Source organism: Klebsiella electrica (assembly GCF_006711645.1).
GTDB lineage: Bacteria > Pseudomonadota > Gammaproteobacteria > Enterobacterales > Enterobacteriaceae > Klebsiella > Klebsiella electrica.
In genome coordinates this window covers 650264-666674 of record NZ_CP041247.1, presented here as the reverse complement: position 1 = coordinate 666674, position 16411 = coordinate 650264, and the positions used below count along the sequence as shown (strand labels likewise).

General features: G+C 57.0%; 14 protein-coding genes and 1 pseudogene. 4 read left to right on the top strand and 11 right to left on the bottom strand.

Annotated elements, in window-relative coordinates:
• Window positions 1–16: 16 nt before the first annotated feature.
• The 6 genes and pseudogenes from Electrica_RS03220 to Electrica_RS03195 all read right to left on the bottom strand — a co-directional run bounded on the left by Electrica_RS03220 (window position 17) and on the right by Electrica_RS03195 (window position 8605).
• Window positions 17–2289: pseudogene (locus Electrica_RS03220) on the bottom strand (YgiQ family radical SAM protein).
• Between the two features lie 33 nt (window positions 2290–2322).
• Window positions 2323–3735 carry a cell division protein FtsP gene (ftsP, locus tag Electrica_RS03215; RefSeq protein ID WP_141963410.1) on the bottom strand — a complete coding sequence of 471 codons (1413 nt, stop codon included), beginning with the start codon at window positions 3733–3735 and terminating at the stop codon, window positions 2323–2325.
• A gap of 84 nt (window positions 3736–3819) precedes the next feature.
• Window positions 3820–4557 (bottom strand): 1-acylglycerol-3-phosphate O-acyltransferase, encoded by a 738-nt coding sequence (plsC, locus tag Electrica_RS03210; RefSeq protein ID WP_100683501.1) that lies wholly within the window; start codon window positions 4555–4557, stop codon window positions 3820–3822.
• A 315-nt stretch (window positions 4558–4872) separates the two neighbouring features.
• Complete coding sequence (gene parC, locus Electrica_RS03205) at window positions 4873–7134, bottom strand: DNA topoisomerase IV subunit A (RefSeq protein WP_141963408.1); 2262 nt, start codon at window positions 7132–7134, stop codon at window positions 4873–4875.
• A 121-nt stretch (window positions 7135–7255) separates the two neighbouring features.
• A complete protein-coding gene (locus Electrica_RS03200) occupies window positions 7256–8125 on the bottom strand; it encodes an AraC family transcriptional regulator (protein WP_131048538.1) in 870 nt (289 codons plus the stop codon).
• 72 nt (window positions 8126–8197) lie between these two features.
• Window positions 8198–8605, bottom strand: a complete 408-nt coding sequence (locus Electrica_RS03195; protein WP_131048537.1) for a YgiW/YdeI family stress tolerance OB fold protein — start codon at window positions 8603–8605, stop codon at window positions 8198–8200.
• A gap of 150 nt (window positions 8606–8755) precedes the next feature.
• Between Electrica_RS03195 and qseB the strand changes: the two genes are divergently transcribed.
• The 4 genes from qseB to Electrica_RS03175 all read left to right on the top strand — a co-directional run bounded on the left by qseB (window position 8756) and on the right by Electrica_RS03175 (window position 11788).
• Window positions 8756–9415, top strand: a complete 660-nt coding sequence (gene qseB, locus Electrica_RS03190; protein WP_141963406.1) for a quorum sensing response regulator transcription factor QseB — start codon at window positions 8756–8758, stop codon at window positions 9413–9415.
• Window positions 9412–10752, top strand: coding sequence for a quorum sensing histidine kinase QseC (gene qseC, locus Electrica_RS03185; RefSeq protein ID WP_141963404.1), 1341 nt, complete (start codon window positions 9412–9414; stop codon window positions 10750–10752). Before qseB ends, qseC begins: the two co-directional genes overlap by 4 nt.
• A gap of 104 nt (window positions 10753–10856) precedes the next feature.
• Window positions 10857–11438 carry an NAD(P)H-dependent oxidoreductase gene (locus Electrica_RS03180; RefSeq protein WP_100683505.1) on the top strand — a complete coding sequence of 194 codons (582 nt, stop codon included), beginning with the start codon at window positions 10857–10859 and terminating at the stop codon, window positions 11436–11438.
• Between the two features lie 35 nt (window positions 11439–11473).
• Complete coding sequence (locus tag Electrica_RS03175) at window positions 11474–11788, top strand: putative quinol monooxygenase (RefSeq protein ID WP_004867760.1); 315 nt, start codon at window positions 11474–11476, stop codon at window positions 11786–11788.
• Between the two features lie 69 nt (window positions 11789–11857).
• Here the strand turns inward: Electrica_RS03175 and parE are convergent, their stop codons facing one another.
• Genes parE through nudF form a run of 5 tightly spaced genes read right to left on the bottom strand, consistent with a single transcriptional unit; the run spans window position 11858 to window position 16262 of the window.
• Window positions 11858–13753 carry a DNA topoisomerase IV subunit B gene (gene parE / locus Electrica_RS03170; protein ID WP_131048534.1) on the bottom strand — a complete coding sequence of 632 codons (1896 nt, stop codon included), beginning with the start codon at window positions 13751–13753 and terminating at the stop codon, window positions 11858–11860.
• A 30-nt stretch (window positions 13754–13783) separates the two neighbouring features.
• Window positions 13784–14359: an esterase YqiA gene (yqiA, locus tag Electrica_RS03165; RefSeq protein ID WP_100683507.1), complete on the bottom strand. Its 576-nt coding sequence runs from the start codon at window positions 14357–14359 to the stop codon at window positions 13784–13786.
• On the bottom strand, window positions 14359–15186 hold the full coding sequence (gene cpdA, locus Electrica_RS03160) for a 3',5'-cyclic-AMP phosphodiesterase (RefSeq protein ID WP_131048533.1): 828 nt from the start codon (window positions 15184–15186) through the stop codon (window positions 14359–14361). Before cpdA ends, yqiA begins: the two co-directional genes overlap by 1 nt.
• 24 nt (window positions 15187–15210) lie before the next feature.
• Window positions 15211–15633, bottom strand: a complete 423-nt coding sequence (locus Electrica_RS03155; protein WP_004867771.1) for a DUF1249 family protein — start codon at window positions 15631–15633, stop codon at window positions 15211–15213.
• The gene (nudF, locus tag Electrica_RS03150) at window positions 15630–16262 is read right to left on the bottom strand and encodes an ADP-ribose diphosphatase (protein ID WP_141963402.1); all 633 of its coding nucleotides are present in this window, start codon (window positions 16260–16262) and stop codon (window positions 15630–15632) included. The genes Electrica_RS03155 and nudF overlap by 4 nt, the downstream gene beginning before the upstream one ends.
• Window positions 16263–16411 lie beyond the last annotated feature (149 nt).

Here is a 16411-nt window from a genome sequence, read left to right as displayed (position 1 = left end):
GGGCCATCCGACAAACTTAACGGCTGGCGACCTTACCGCGTTTTATCGGCTTCCTCGCCGTCTCCCCACCGTTCGAACGCTGATGCGTAATCGGCGTATGCTTGGTCAACGCCGGGCGGGTATTGCGGTTCTGACGACGCGCTTCGCGCATCTCATCCAGCGTCGGAGCAGGCACCAGACAGTCGCGGCGCGATCCAATCAGATGCTTCTTGCCCATGCTCTCCAGCGCCTGACGAATCAGCGGCCAGTTCGCCGGATCGTGGTAACGCAGCAGCGCTTTATGCAGACGGCGCTGTTTATCACCTTTCGGCACCACAACGTCTTCACTCTTATAGCCAATCTTAGCCAGCGGGTTCTTGCCGGTGTAATACATGGTGGTCGAGTTGGCCAGCGGCGACGGATAGAAGTTCTGCACCTGGTCGAGACGGAAACGGTGTTTTTTCAGCCACAGGGCCAGGTTCACCATATCTTCGTCGCGCGTACCCGGGTGCGCGGAGATAAAGTACGGAATCAGGTACTGCTCTTTGCCCGCCTGCTTCGAATAGGTATCGAACAGCTCTTTAAAACGGTCATAGCTTCCCATACCCGGCTTCATCATTTTTGACAGCGGGCCTTCTTCCGTATGTTCCGGAGCAATTTTCAGATAGCCGCCGACATGGTGAGTCGCCAGCTCTTTGATATAGCGCGGATCCTCGACGGCGATGTCATAACGCACGCCTGAGGCGATAAGGATTTTTTTAATCCCTTTCAGATCGCGGGCGCGACGATAGATATTGATCGTCGGCTCATGGTTGGTATCCATGTGCGGGCAGATATCCGGATAGACGCAGGATAAACGGCGACAGGTTTGTTCCGCGCGCGGCGACTTGCAGCGCAGCATATACATGTTGGCCGTCGGGCCGCCAAGATCGGAGATAACACCGGTAAAGCCGGGAACCGTGTCGCGAATCGCTTCGATTTCGTTGATGATCGAATCTTCGGAACGGCTCTGAATGATGCGGCCTTCATGCTCGGTGATAGAGCAGAAAGAACAGCCGCCGAAACAGCCGCGCATAATGTTTATCGAGAAACGAATCATCTCGTAAGCCGGAATACGGCTATCGCCATATGCCGGGTGCGGGACGCGCTTATACGGCAGCGCAAAAACGCTGTCCATCTCTTCCGTCGACAGCGGGATAGCCGGCGGGTTAACCCAGATATAACGCTCGCCGTGCTTTTGCATCAACGCGCGCGCGCAGCCCGGGTTGGTCTCATGATGCAGAATACGCGACGCATGCGCGTACAGCACCTTGTCCCCTTTGACCTTCTCAAAGGAAGGCAGCAGGACGTAGGTTTTTTCCCACGGCTTCGGACGCGGCGGTTGCACGGTGACGCGTTTGGCTTCTTGTTTTGGCGGCGCGACGGTGTTGTTATCCGCACACGGCAGGTCTTCGCCATACGGGTGCGGGATGGGGTCAATTTTACCCGGCGTATCCAGACGGGTAGAGTCCACGCCGCTCCAGCCCGGCAGCGCCTCTTTGACCATAATGGCGGTATTACGCACGTCGCGAATGTGGCTAATCGGCTCACCGGCGGCCAGACGATGCGCCACTTCCACCAGCGGACGTTCGCCATTACCGAACATCAGCATATCGGCCTTCGAATCCACCAGCACCGAACGGCGCACGGTATCAGACCAGTAATCATAATGCGCGGTACGGCGCAGGCTGGCCTCGATCCCCCCGAGGATCACCGGGACATCCTTCCACGCTTCTTTACAGCGCTGGGTATAAACCAGCGTGGCGCGGTCAGGACGTTTACCGGCGACATTGCCCGCGGTATACGCATCATCGTGGCGCAGTTTACGATCGGCGGTGTAGCGGTTGATCATCGAGTCCATATTGCCGGCGGTGACCCCGAAGAACAGATTCGGTTTGCCGAGGCGCATAAAGTCATTTTTATTGTTCCAGTCAGGCTGAGAAATAATCCCGACGCGGAATCCCTGCGCTTCCAGCATGCGTCCGCAAATCGCCATCCCAAAGCTCGGATGATCGACATATGCATCGCCGGTGACCAGGATAATGTCGCAGCTATCCCAGCCAAGTTGATCCATCTCTTCGCGTGACATTGGTAAAAATGGCGCCGGGCCAAAGCAGGCGGCCCAGTACTGCGGCCAGGAAAAAAGGTCACGATCCGGTTGGATCAGGGATATTGCGCTCATATTGCTTCCGGGAAAAGTGATAAAAAAATAATCAAAGGGCGGCGATTATAAGCCGGATCGACGAAAGAAATGAAGGGAGATTTTCGGATACCCTGACCGCGATTCGGCCAGGGTATCCGCCATTACGGTGCCGGGTTAACCAGCATCTGGCCAATTGAGCCACGGTCGGCCAGCTCCAGCGTCTGGCTCAGGAACTGGAACGGGAAGTGCGGCCAGGAAGGCTGCGCGTAGTACACCAGCAGCTCCACCTGTCCGTCGACCCAGACGGTATCTTTCCAGCCGCGGTCCTCCGGGAACGGTGCGGACCCGTTCACGTTACGTACCTGGAACATCACGCCTTCTATATGGAACGACTGCGGCCGATCGGCGCGCACCGTCCAGCGCTCCCAGGTGCCCTGCTGGGCGGTGATATCAATGCGCTGCGGATCCCACAGATTGCCGTTAATCCCCGGATCGTCGCCGAGGGAGATATCCCGCGAGCGAAGCGGCGTGCCGGGCAGGAACTCCGTCGGCAGCAGACGTACCGGCAGACTATCGGTGACCAGCGGCAGCAGGCCCGTCGGACGCAACGTTAATAGCAGCGTAGAAATCAGAATGCTCGACGGTTCGAAGAAGCCACGGATACGGTCAACGATGCTTGCCGCTTCGCCGCAGGTAATCGACACCTCATCGCCGTTGGTCATATTCACCAGAATTTCTCGCCGCTCGCCGGGAGCCAGCGACAGCTGTTTCAGCGAAACCGGGGCGGATAAAAAGCCCTGGTCGCCGGAGATAACATGTATCAGCCGGCCATCGCTCATCTGCAGCTGATAGCGACGGGAGTTAGAGGCGTTCAGCAGGCGCAGGCGCACCCAGCCGCGCGACACTTCGACATACGGGCTCTGCACGCCGTTCACCAACAGCGTATCGCCGACAAAACCGCCGCTGCCGGGTTCGCTGTATTCCGGGGTACCGAAATTATCCAGTCGCTTGTCCTGAATAATCACCGGGAAGTCATCCACGCCGTAATGATTAGGGATTGGCAGGTTCTTACTGACCTCATCCTCCACCAGCCACATGCCGGCGAGGCCGTTATAGACCTGTTTCGCCATATGGTTTGGCGTGTTGGCCTGATACCACAGCGTGGCGGCACTCTGGCGAATCGGCAGCACCGGCGCCCAGTCGGCGTTCGGCGACATCATTCGCGCCGCGCCGCCAATCAGCGGACCGGGAACCTGCAGGCCCCGGATGGTCATGGCGACGTTTTCCGTCAGTCGGTTGCTGTAAATGAGCTTAACATCATCGCCATTCCACACGCGGATCGTCGGCCCGAGGTAGCGGCCGTTCACGCCCCATACCGAGGCGCGCGTTCCCGGGGTAAATGACCAGTGCGCCCGCTGCAGAGTTAAAAACAGCGGCTGACCGCGGCGGGATTCCAGCAACGGCGGAACCGGCAAGGCTGGCTGCTGGCCGGCGGCATGTGCGTTCAGCGGCACGGCTCCCGCGCACAGCGCTACGCCTGAAGCCTGGATAAACTGACGCCGACTGAGTGACATATTAACTCCATGGAATACTAACTCATCAAAAAGGGAATTCGTTTCCCGCTAGCCCTGCGCTCGCGTTATCGCAGCAGTTCCTGTTTATTTCTTTGCCGCCGCTTCGCGCTCAGCAACTTCGCGATCCAGCTCTTCAATCTTCGCCGCCATCAGCTCGCGGCAGTGCGTTGCCAGCGCACGTACGCCCTCTTTACCAAACTGGCTGGTATCGACCGGCGGCAGCATTTCGACAATCACCAGACCATTGTTCAGGCGATTGAGGTTAATTTTATTCGATGTATTGGAAACGCATACCGGAATAATCGGCACGCCTGCGGCAATAGCCGCGTGGAAAGCGCCGGTTTTAAAGGGCAGCAAACCGCGACCGCGGCTACGCGTACCTTCCGGGAACATCCAGAAAGAGATTTTGCGTTTTTTAAACGTATCAACCACCTGCGAGATAGTGCCATGCGCTTTCGCCCGGTTATTACGGTCAATCAGCAGGTTCCCCGTCAACCAGTAGAGCAGGCCAAAGAACGGGATCCACACCAGGCTCTTTTTACCCACGGTCACGGTCGGCGGCTGTACGATGTTTGACGCCGTCACCATATCATAGTTGTTCTGATGGTTAGCGATGTAGATAGCATTACCGTAGCTCTGTGCATCAGCGGGCTTACGCGTTTCTACCTTCAGGCCGAACAGCGGAGAGAGTCGGCCAAACAGATGCCCGAAGGTGGCAACGTGTTTAGGATTACGCGGGCTGAACAAGCAGTAAATACAGCCAAATATACACACGAAGATACAGTAAATAACAACAACAATTAGTCGAAAAATAAATAGCATAGCTACCTCTAAAACCCAAACCGCTTAGAATAATACCCGTTAAACTTCAGCTCGTATGCGCGCGAACGGCGATATCGCCCGGTACATCGTCAGCGCACGACGCGCCTGTCACGCTCGTCGTCGCGTTTAAGCGTCACTCACGTCTATAGGGTACTGACTCGCTGTTTAGCAGATTGCAGGCGTCGGGTGTCATTTGCTGACCGCCCAACGTATCTTGAATGATTTTGCGCCTATTGTTAATCGCAACACCTGAATAAACAACGATTTTGCGGCAAATTTTAGCATCCCCTGCCTGCCAGCAGGGGGATGCCCGTCTTACTCTTCGCTATCGTCCGCCGACGAGGCCCGACGCGGCGAATCGATTTCCACACGATCGATTTTCTGCAGTCCGCGCATCAGCGAGCCGCGACGACCGCTTTCGCCGGTGACTTTTTGCAGCTCTTCCGGACGCAGTTTAATCTTGCGCTTCCCGACGTGGATAGTCAGCGTGCTCTGCGGCGGCAGCACGAACAAGTGCGCCAGGCCATCCTGACCGGAAGCCGCTTCCGCCGACGGAATATTGATAATCTTATTCCCCTTACCTTTTGACAGCTGCGGTAAGTCGCTGACCGGGAACATCAGCATGCGCCCGGCAGAGGTGATCGCCAGCAGCATGTCAGCATCATCTTCGATCACCAGCGGCGTCATGACGCGCGCGTTATCCGGCAACGTAATCAGCGCCTTGCCCGCGCGGTTGCGCGCCACCAGATCGTTAAAGATACAGACGAAACCGTAGCCAGCGTCGGAGGCCATCAGCAGCTTGCGATCGTCGCTTTCCATCAGCATATGTTCAACGCTGGCGCCCGGTGGTAGCGTCAGTTTGCTGGTAATCGGCTCGCCCTGACCGCGTGCCGACGGCAGCGTGATCGGATCGATGGCATAGCTACGCCCGGTGGTATCAATAAACACCACCGGCTGGTTGCTCTTGCCTTTCGACGACGCTTTCCAGCTATCGCCCGCTTTATAGCTCAGACCCTGCGCGTCAATATCGTGGCCTTTGGCGCTCCGCACCCAGCCCATTTGCGACAGCACGATGGTCACCGGCTCAGACGGCAGCATGTCGTGCTCGCTCATCGCTTTTGCTTCTTCGCGCTCGCGCAGCGGTGAACGACGATCGTCGCCAAAGGTCTCGGCGTCGGCCTGCAGCTCTTTCTTCAGCAGGTTGTTCATCTTCCGTTCAGAGGCCAGAATCGCCTGCAGCCGATCGCGCTCTTTTTCCAGATCGCTCTGCTCGCCGCGGATCTTCATCTCTTCCAGTCGGGCGAGGTGGCGCAGTTTCAGCTCAAGGATCGCTTCCGCCTGGGTTTCGCTGATGCCAAAACGCGACATCAGGGCCGGCTTCGGCTCATCCTCGTGGCGGATAATTTCAATCACTTCATCGATATTAAGGAACGCGACCAGCAAACCTTCGAGAATGTGCAGGCGCTTGAGCACTTTCTCCAGGCGGTAGTTCAGACGGCGACGCACGGTATCGCGGCGGAAGGTCAGCCACTCCGCGAGGATCTCCAGCAGGTTTTTCACCGCCGGACGGTTGTCGAGGCCGATCATGTTCAGGTTGATGCGATAGCTTTTTTCAAGATCGGTGGTCGCGAACAGATGATTCATCACCTGTTCCATATCCACGCGATTCGAACGCGGGACGATCACCAGGCGCGTCGGGTTTTCGTGGTCCGACTCATCGCGCAGATCGTCAACCATCGGCAGCTTTTTGTTGCGCATCTGAGCGGCGATTTGCTCCAGCACACGGGCGCCGGAAACCTGATGCGGCAACGCCGTAATCACTACCGCGCCATCCTCTTTTTTCCATACCGCACGCATCCGCACCGAACCGCGACCGTTCTGGTAGATTTTGCGGATCTCCGCGCGCGGAGTAATGATTTCGGCTTCGGTCGGGTAGTCTGGCCCGTGAACGATATCCAGCAGCTCGTCGAGCGAGGTCTGCGGTTTTTCGATCAGGGTAATCGCCGCCTGCGCCACTTCACGCAGGTTGTGCGGAGGAATATCGGTTGCCATACCGACGGCGATGCCGGTAGTGCCGTTCAGCAGGATGTTCGGCAGACGCGCAGGCAGCATTTTCGGCTCCTGCATCGTCCCGTCGAAGTTCGGCACCCAGTCGACGGTTCCCTGTCCCAGTTCGCCCAGCAGCAGTTCCGCATACTTTGACAAACGGGATTCGGTATAACGCATCGCGGCGAAGGATTTAGGATCGTCCGGCGCCCCCCAGTTCCCCTGCCCATCCACCAGCGGGTAGCGGTAGGAGAAGGGCTGCGCCATCAGCACCATCGCTTCATAGCAGGCGCTATCGCCGTGCGGGTGGTATTTACCCAGCACATCACCCACGGTGCGGGCGGACTTTTTGAACTTCGCGCTGGCGTTCAGCCCCAGCTCAGACATCGCGTAAACGATGCGACGCTGGACCGGCTTCAGACCATCGCCAATAAACGGCAACGCCCTGTCCATGATGACGTACATGGAATAGTTCAGGTAAGCATTTTCCGTAAATTCATGCAGCGCAAGGCGCTCTGCCATATCGCTCATTAATCGTGAATCCTCAATCTGCGTACCGACCGTGCGGGCGGCAAAACTACCCGCGATAATACCCGATCTCACGCCCTGAGTCACAGGCCGTGAGATCGGCTGAGGATTCCGTTAGCGCTAATCAGCGCAGCGGCAGATAAATATCGGTCTGGAGCTCGTGTTCGCCGACTTCATGCACGAAGTTGAGGTAACGGAAAAACAGCGGAAAATCGCGTAGCGTTTCACCCGACGTCGGTAGCCAGTCGCGGTAGAGAGACCAGACGCTTTGCGCGAGCGTATCCAGAGAGCCGTGGTGACGCGCCAGCGCGCATCGCCCGCCCGGAATAGCGCCATTCACCACGCCAAAGGCGTTTTCCGCTATCGGTTCATTGACCGACCCGCAGATATCAAAACGAAAATCGTCAGCGGGAGTGGTCGCAGGATCGTCCCACGACACGCCCCAGGTCGCGCAGGTGGCGACCGGCGATAACCCGCTCGCCTTGCGCCAGGCGATAAACTGCGCCGCCGTAGCATTGACCAAATCAGGACTGCCGCGGTGGCGCAACATCGCCACCTGGGTGTCAGGGAACTGGACTATTTTAACTGTCATCGGATGTTGCTCCTGTAATGTATGTTTCGGTACGCGTCGATGCCACTCCTGCCAGTCCGGCTGTTGACGGAACTGGCTGGGGCTTTGAGCGAACGCGGCACGGAAGGCACGACTGAACGACTCCGGATTCTGAAACCCGGCATCAAGGGCAATATCGATGATTTTATCCTGCGGCCTGAACGCCAGGCGCCAGCAGGCGCGGCGCAGACGTAGCCACTGGATATAGCGATACAGCGGTACGCCGCTACAGGCGGTGAATTGCCGGTGAAAGTGATACGGCGAGCAATGCGCGATCGCGCTCAGCGTCTCCAGCGACAGGGGCTCATCCAGATGACGCTCAATGTATAAACACACGCGCTGAAAACGCCCGACGTACGCCGGGTTCATCCTAGTCTCGTTCATCGTCTCCTCCTGCGGACATACTCTGGCAGAGCGAGGATAGCGATTCCTGACCGATCTTGCGCGATGTCGGGCTTACGGTGCGACTTTCGTTATTTGCTTCACATCGATTTCGACCGAGTTCCAGTCTTTGTCGACCTCCCCCTGGATCTCAACGCTGTCCTGCGGCGTGACGGTCAGACCGTTCCAGCGCTTATGATCGATATCCACATTCACCGTCCCGGAGGCGTCCTGGAATTTATACAGATCGTCAGAGACCCGCTGCACTATTTTACCGCGCAGGGTCACCCAGGTGTCATCACGCAACGATTTGGCGTTTTCCACCGTCGTGACGCTCCCGCCCGGGCCAATAAAACCGCCTTTTTGCGTTGACGTCTGACTGGTTTGCGTCGCCCCCGGTCCGCTAAAACCCCCTTGTTCAGCAGCCAGCACCGGCAGACAAACTAAAGCGACGATCGCGGTCATTGCAGCCATTTTCTTCATAAGATGTTCTCCTTGTCTGGTTATATGACCCTGATTACATCAGGCAAAACTTAACAACTTCTTAAGCAGAAAAAAGAAATTTTATTCCTGTACAGTGCCTGCCACAACGCGGTTTACTGCGCGTATTCATGACAGCCACAGGAGCGGCCAATGCGCATTTTAGTGGTGGAAGACGATAAGCTCATCGGCGATGGCATTAAAGTCGGGCTGACGAAAATGGGCTTCAGCATCGACTGGTTTACCCGCGGTGAAGAAGGTAAAGCCGCGCTCTATACGGCGCCCTATGATGCGGCGATCCTCGATCTGACGCTGCCCGGCATCGACGGGCTGGATATCCTGCGCGCATGGCGTAATCAGGGCCGCCACGAACCGGTACTGATCCTCACGGCCCGCGATGCGCTCAGCCAGCGGGTTGAAGGGCTGCGCCTCGGCGCCGATGACTATCTGTGTAAACCTTTCGCGCTGATTGAAGTTGCCGCCCGGCTGGAGGCCCTGATTCGTCGCGCCCACGGCCAGAGCAGCAGCGAACTGTGCCATGGCCACGTTGCGCTCGATCCCATTGGCCTGACCGTGACGACGAACGGCGACAACCTGGTGCTGAAGCCAAAAGAGTTCGCCTTGCTGGAGCTGCTGATGCGCAATGCCGGACGCGTTCTGCCGCGCAAGCTCATTGAAGAGAAACTCTATACCTGGGATGACGATGTCTCCAGCAATGCGGTCGAGGTGCACGTTCATCACCTGCGCCGTAAGCTCGGCAGTGAATTTATTCGTACCGTTCACGGGATCGGCTATACCCTCGGTGATGCATGAAACGACTTAGCCTGCGCGTCCGCCTGACGCTGCTTTTTTTCCTGCTGACCAGCGCGGCCTGGGGCATCGCCTGTGTTATTGCCTGGCAACACACCACGGACAAGCTGGATAAGCTCTTTGATACCCAACAGCTGCTGTTTGCCCGTCGGCTGAGCGCCATCAATTTCGACGAGCTACACGCGCTCACGGCCCCGATGCAGACAAAAAAGAAGATCAAACACGGCCATCTCGATGACGACGCGCTGGCGTTCACGATTTTCACGGCTGACGGTAAGCGTCTGCTTCACGACGGCGAGAATGGTCAGGACATCCCGTGGCAAAATCGTCGGGAAGGCTTCAGCGATGGCTATCTGGATAACGATGATGATGAATGGCGCTTCCTGCAGTTAACCACCGGCGATGGCCGCTACCGTATTGTCGTGGGTCAGGAGTGGGACTACCGGCGGGAAATGGCGCTGGATATCGTCACCTCCCAGTTGACTCCCTGGCTGGTGGCGCTACCGCTGATGTTCCTGCTGCTGATTGTGCTGCTGAGCCGGGAGCTGGCGCCGTTAAAACAGCTGGCCAGAACGCTGCGCCTGCGCGCGCCGGACTCGGCGGAATCGCTTAACGTCGACAAGGTGCCCAGTGAAGTCCGGCCGCTGGTCGATGCCCTGAATCAGCTGTTTGCTCGTACGCATGACACCATGATACGCGAGCGCCGGTTTACCTCCGATGCCGCACACGAGTTGCGCAGCCCGCTTGCGGCGCTGAAGGTGCAGACCGAAGTCGCGCAGCTGTCAATGGACGACCCGCAGGGGCGGGAGAAAGCGCTGGCGCAGCTGCATGAAGGAATTGACCGCGCAACCCGGCTGGTAGACCAGCTTTTAACGTTGTCGCGCCTCGATTCTCTGGCGCAGCTTGAGGATGTGCATACGATTGCCATCGATGAGCTGCTGCAATCGTCGGTCATGGAGATGTACCACACTGCGCAACAGGCGGGCATTGAGCTACGCCTGCATCTGCACGCAACGCAGGTCACGCAGCCTGGCCAGCCGCTGCTACTGAGTCTGCTGGTACGCAATCTGCTGGATAATGCCGTGCGCTACAGCCCGCGCGGCAGCCAGGTCGATATCACTGTTGATGCTCGTGAGTTTTCCGTACGCGATAATGGCCCAGGCGTCAGCCCCGCAGCGCTAGCGCGCATCGGCGAGCGCTTCTATCGCCCTCCCGGCCAGGATGAGCCCGGTAGCGGACTGGGCTTATCAATCGTCCGGCGCATTGCCGCGCTGCACCGGATGACGGCAGACTTCAGCAACGCGCCCGGAGGCGGTTTTACGGCGCGCGTGCGCTGGTAGCCATTATTGCAATTAACGCAAAAGACTTTGCACATTTTGCTCATTTTACCGCCCCGCCTTGCGGGATAAAATCAGTGACAAACTCGAAACCTGAAGGGTAAAAAATGAGCAATATCCTGATTATCAACGGCGCGAAGAAATTCGCCCATTCAAACGGCCAGTTGAATGACACCCTGACCGAGGTCGCGGATGGCTATCTGCGCGACGCCGGGCATGATGTTAAAATCGTCCGTGCGGAAAGCGATTACGACGTCCAACAAGAAGTGCAGAATTTCCTCTGGGCCGATGTGGTTATCTGGCAAATGCCGGGCTGGTGGATGGGCGCGCCGTGGACCGTGAAGAAATATATTGATGATGTCTTCACCGAAGGCCACGGCTCGCTGTATGCCAGCGACGGGCGCACCCGCTCCGACGCCAGCCAGAAATACGGTTCCGGCGGCCTGATTCAGGGCAAGCAGTACATGCTCTCCCTGACCTGGAACGCGCCGATGGATGCCTTCACCGATAAAGATCAGTTCTTCCACGGCGTGGGCGTTGACGGCGTGTATCTGCCGTTCCATAAAGCCAACCAGTTCCTCGGCATGACCCCTCTGCCGACCTTTATCGCCAACGACGTCATTAAAATGCCGGATGTTCCGCGTGACATAGCAGAATATCGCAAGCATCTGGCGCAGATTTTTGGTTAACTAAAGATCTACATACAGAAGGAGTTGAGTTAATCATGTTGACAGTGATCGCAGAAATTCGCACACGCCCGGGCCAACACCATCGCCAGGCGGTACTTGATCAGTTTGCAAAACTTGTTCCGGTCGTTTTACAGGAAGAGGGCTGCCACGGCTATGCGCCGCTGGTTGACCACGCCGCCGGCGTGAGTTTCCAGAGCACCTCGCCGGATTCAATCGTCATGGTTGAACAGTGGGAAAGCGTTGCCCATCTCGAAGCGCATCTGCAAACTCCGCATATGAAAGCCTACGCTGAAGCGGTAAAAGGCGACGTGCTGGAGACCAGCATCCGCATTCTGCAGTCCGGCATTTAAGGTCGCACGAAGAAAAACACCCGAAGTGAGTCAGAACTGGCGGGGCGCCAGTTCTGATTAAGCAGCAGGTCAGGCTTCCAGATCCGCCATATCCCCTTTCTCCTGCAGCCAGTTACGACGATCTTCCGAACGTTTCTTGGCTAACAGCATATCCATCATCGCCGTGGTCTGCTGCTCATCCTCATCGCTGATAATCAACTGCACCAGGCGGCGGGTATTCGGGTCAAGCGTGGTTTCGCGCAGCTGCATCGGGTTCATCTCACCCAGCCCTTTAAAGCGCTGGACGTTCGGTTTGCCCTTCTTCCGTTTGAGCTGCTCCAGCACGCCGGCTTTCTCTTCTTCCGTCAGGGCGTAGTAAACCTCTTTGCCGAGATCGATACGGTACAAAGGCGGCAGCGCAACGTGGACGTGCCCGTGTTTCACCAGCGTGCGGAAGTGCTTCACAAACAGCGCGCACAGCAGCGTGGCAATGTGCAGGCCGTCGGAGTCCGCATCCGCGAGAATACAAATCTTGCCGTAGCGAAGCTGACTTAAGTCGTCGCTGTCCGGATCGATACCGATCGCCACCGAAATGTCGTGGACCTCTTGCGACGCCAGCACTTCATCAGACGAAACTTCCCAGGTATTAAGGATTTTACCCTTCAGCGGCATGATCGCCTGATATTCCCGATCGCGCGCCTGCTTGGCAGAACCGCCCGCCGAGTCCCCTTCCACCAGAAACAGCTCGGTACGGTTCAGATCCTGAGCGGTACAGTCCGCCAGCTTACCCGGCAACGCGGGACCGCTGGTCAGCTTTTTACGCACCACCTTTTTCGCCGCGCGCATCCGGCGCTGGGCGCTGGAGATGGCCATTTCGGCAAGCAGCTCCGCGGCCTGAACGTTCTGGTTCAGCCACAAGCTAAAGGCATCTTTTACCACGCCGGAGACAAACGCCGCGCACTGACGCGAAGAGAGGCGCTCTTTGGTCTGACCGGCAAACTGCGGATCCTGCATTTTCACCGACAGCACGTAGGCACAGCGATCCCAGATATCTTCCGCAGACAGCTTCACGCCGCGCGGCAGGATATTGCGATATTCACAGAACTCGCGCATCGCTTCGAGCAGCCCCTGGCGCAGACCGTTAACATGGGTACCGCCCTGCATGGTCGGGATCAGGTTAACGTAGCTTTCGGTCAGCAGCTCCCCGCCTTCCGGTAGCCACAGCAGCGCCCAGTCGACCGCTTCGGTTTCGCCGGAGAAGTTGCCGACGAACGGTTTTTCCGGCAGCAGCGGCAGGCCGTTCACCGCTTCGCACAGGTAGTCAGTCAGGCCGTCCTGGTAACACCAGCGCTGTTCGCTGTTGTTTACCTGGTCACGGAAGACAATCTCGACTCCAGGGCAGAGCACGGCTTTGGCTTTGAGCACATGCGTCAGGCGCGAGACGGAAAAGCGCGGGCTATCAAAGAAATGCTCATCCGGCCAGAAATGCACGCTGGTTCCGGTATTGCGTTTACCGCAGGTGCCGGTGACGTGGAGATCTTCAACTTTATCGCCATTCTCGAAGGCGATGCTGTAGATCTGGCCATCGCGGCGGACGTTCACTTCCACGCGCTTCGACAGGGCGTTGACCACCGAAATACCCACCCCGTGCAGCCCCCCCGAGAACTGGTAATTCTTGCTGGAGAATTTGCCGCCCGCATGCAGCCGGCACAGGATCAGCTCAACCGCCGGAACCCCTTCTTCCGGGTGGATATCAACCGGCATCCCGCGGCCATCGTCGATCACTTCCAGCGATTGATCGGCATGAAGAATGACCTCCACGCGTTTCGCATGGCCAGCCAGTGCTTCATCCACACTGTTATCAATAACTTCCTGACCTAGATGGTTAGGACGTGTTGTGTCAGTGTACATCCCTGGACGGCGGCGAACCGGCTCTAGCCCGGTGAGTACCTCAATGGCATCAGCGTTATATGAAGATTGCGTCATGGTGTGTATTCGTAGGTAGTCCAGGAATGCTTAACGCAAACCCAGAAAATCGATAATCTGAGTGAAATGATCTTCAAAGCCGACAAATGCGTGATTGCCGCCCTCCTCTACCGTCTGCCGGCATGAGGCGTAGTAAGCAACGGCCTGGCGGTAATCAAGCACTTCATCGCCCGTTTGCTGCAACAGCCAGATTAAATCAGGCGCTTCCAGCGGGTCGATTTGCATGACTTTGAGATCGTAAATATGGCGTGACTCTAGCACATATTGCTGCCCCGTGTACGGATTCTCATTGGGGCCAAGGAAATTGTTCAGCAGTTCAAACGGGCGCACCGCCGGGTTAACCACCACCGTCGGCAGCATAAAACACTGCGATAGCCAGGTGGCATAGTAGCCTCCCAGCGAAGACCCCACCACCCCCAGCGGTTCCCCGCCGCGTTCCAGCACAATGGCTTCCAGCATCTCCGCCGCGTCTGCCGGGTAAGCGGGCAGCTCAGGCACCACCATCGTAATCTCGGGAAAGGTCTGCGTCAGCCAGTCCTTCAGCGCCGTCGCTTTGGCCGACCGCGGTGAACTGTTAAAACCATGCAGATAAAGGAGCGTAGCCATCAGTATCCTTCTGAAGCGATATCCGGGTGAAACTTCACGCCGTTAAGGCGGCAAACCTCGGTGGTCAAAGTACCGTCGGCGTGCAGTTCCAGCCAGCGCCAGCCGGGAGAAAGGGTGTCCAGGGTAAAATTGGCGCAGTGCGGCTTAAATTGTACGCAGGTCGAAGGCGTGGCCATCATCCGCCGCCCGTTCCAGTTGAGGTCCAGTTCCTGGTGAATATGGCCGCAGAGTAAATGCTTTACGCGCGGAAAAGCGGACAGCGCGCGATCCAGAGCCCCGGCATTACGCAGGCTGTGTTGATCCAACCAGCTACAACCCGAAGGGAGCGGATGGTGATGCAACAGCAGCAGCGTATGGCGCTCAGGCTCTTCCGCCAGCTTCTGTTCCAGCCACTCAAGCTGAAAGTCGCTCAGCTCGCCGTGGGGAACGCCAAACACCTGGCTGTCGAGCAGCAAGATTTGCCAGTGCTCGCCCAGCAAGACCCGCTTGGCCGGGGAAATACCCGATTCCAGCAGCGTGCTGTACATCGCCGGCTGGAAGTCATGGTTGCCCGGCAACCAGACGCAGGGCGCGGCAAAACTCGCGATACCTTCAGCAAAGTGCTGATAGGCCGCGGCGGAATGGTCCTGCGCCAGATCGCCTGTTGCCACTATAAGATCGCATGGACGCTGTGAGGCATGGATGGCATCCAGCACGGCCTGGTAGCTTTCCCAGGTATTGATACCTAACAGCGTTTCATGTTTTTCAGCAAACAGGTGAGTATCAGTAATTTGTAATATCCTGACTCTGGTCTCACCAGCCAGAGGCAGATTTAACAGGCTTTCCAAATGGTGTCCTTAGGTTTCACGACGCTAACAAACCGGAATCGCCATCGCTCCATGTGCTAAACAGTATCTCAGCCAGTCCGCCAGGAACTGATTAATTTGATGCTTTTCGTCGCGTTGATGCAACTTTTTATTAGGATAATCATACTTTGCTTTGAAGCGAAAGATCTGCTGAGTCGAACACACTTCAGCGACCATCGCATCATGATACAGGCGTACCGTCATTGACGGTAAACTCCAGTAACTTACCGCCGGAACCGTCTGCTCAATTGACACTAATGTAGTGTAGCGGGTCGACTCGACGATAGTTAATCGATATTGCGCATTGCCCACCTGATAGCCCGCGACATCGCCGGCTGCATCGGTTCGAGGCAACAAGCGGCGCAACTGAGCAAAATTGGTTTCACACAGGCGCATCATTTCCGGGAAGTCAGGTGTATAACGCTTCATTTTGTCCACTCATTACGTAAATTGTGATAATGCAGCTGCAGCCATTGCAAGGCAATGACAGAGGCCGCGTTGTCGGTTTTCCCCTCTTCAACCCACTGGTAAGCCTGCTCCCGGCTGACCACATGCACCCGGATGTCTTCATTTTCATCCGCCAGACCGTGAATCCCTTTTGCCGTTGTGGCATCGACTTCACCAACCAGAATCGACAGCCTTTCGCTGGTGCCGCCAGGGCTTGCCAGATAGCTCAGGACCGGTTTTGTCCGTCCGACGACCAGTCCGGCTTCTTCTACCGCTTCGCGGCGGGCAACGTCCTCGGGGGTTTCACCGTCTTCAATCATACCGGCGACCATTTCCAGTAGCCACGGGCTCTCGCTGGTATCATACGCGGCGATGCGGATTTGCTCGACCAGCACCACTTCATCACGTATCGGGTCAAAGGGTAGCAAGACTGCGGCATGCCCGCGCTCAAAAATTTCGCGCGTCACCTCGCCGCTCATCCCGCCGTTAAACAGGCGATGGCGAAAACGGTATAAATCCAGCGAAAAAAAACCACGATAAAGCGTTTCGCGTGCAATAATTTCTACATCGTTTTTCGAGAAGGTAATTCCTTGCTGATTGAGCTTGCTCATTGTCTCTGTCCCGCGCCTCCGAAAGTAAGGATTTATAAGCCGTTTGGCTATCGTTTTACAGTCCGTATGTTAGATTGGTGCAAATTACCGCCGGATGGCACGTAACGCCAACTTTTTACTGCGGCAGAGTCGATACAATCAGCGAATAT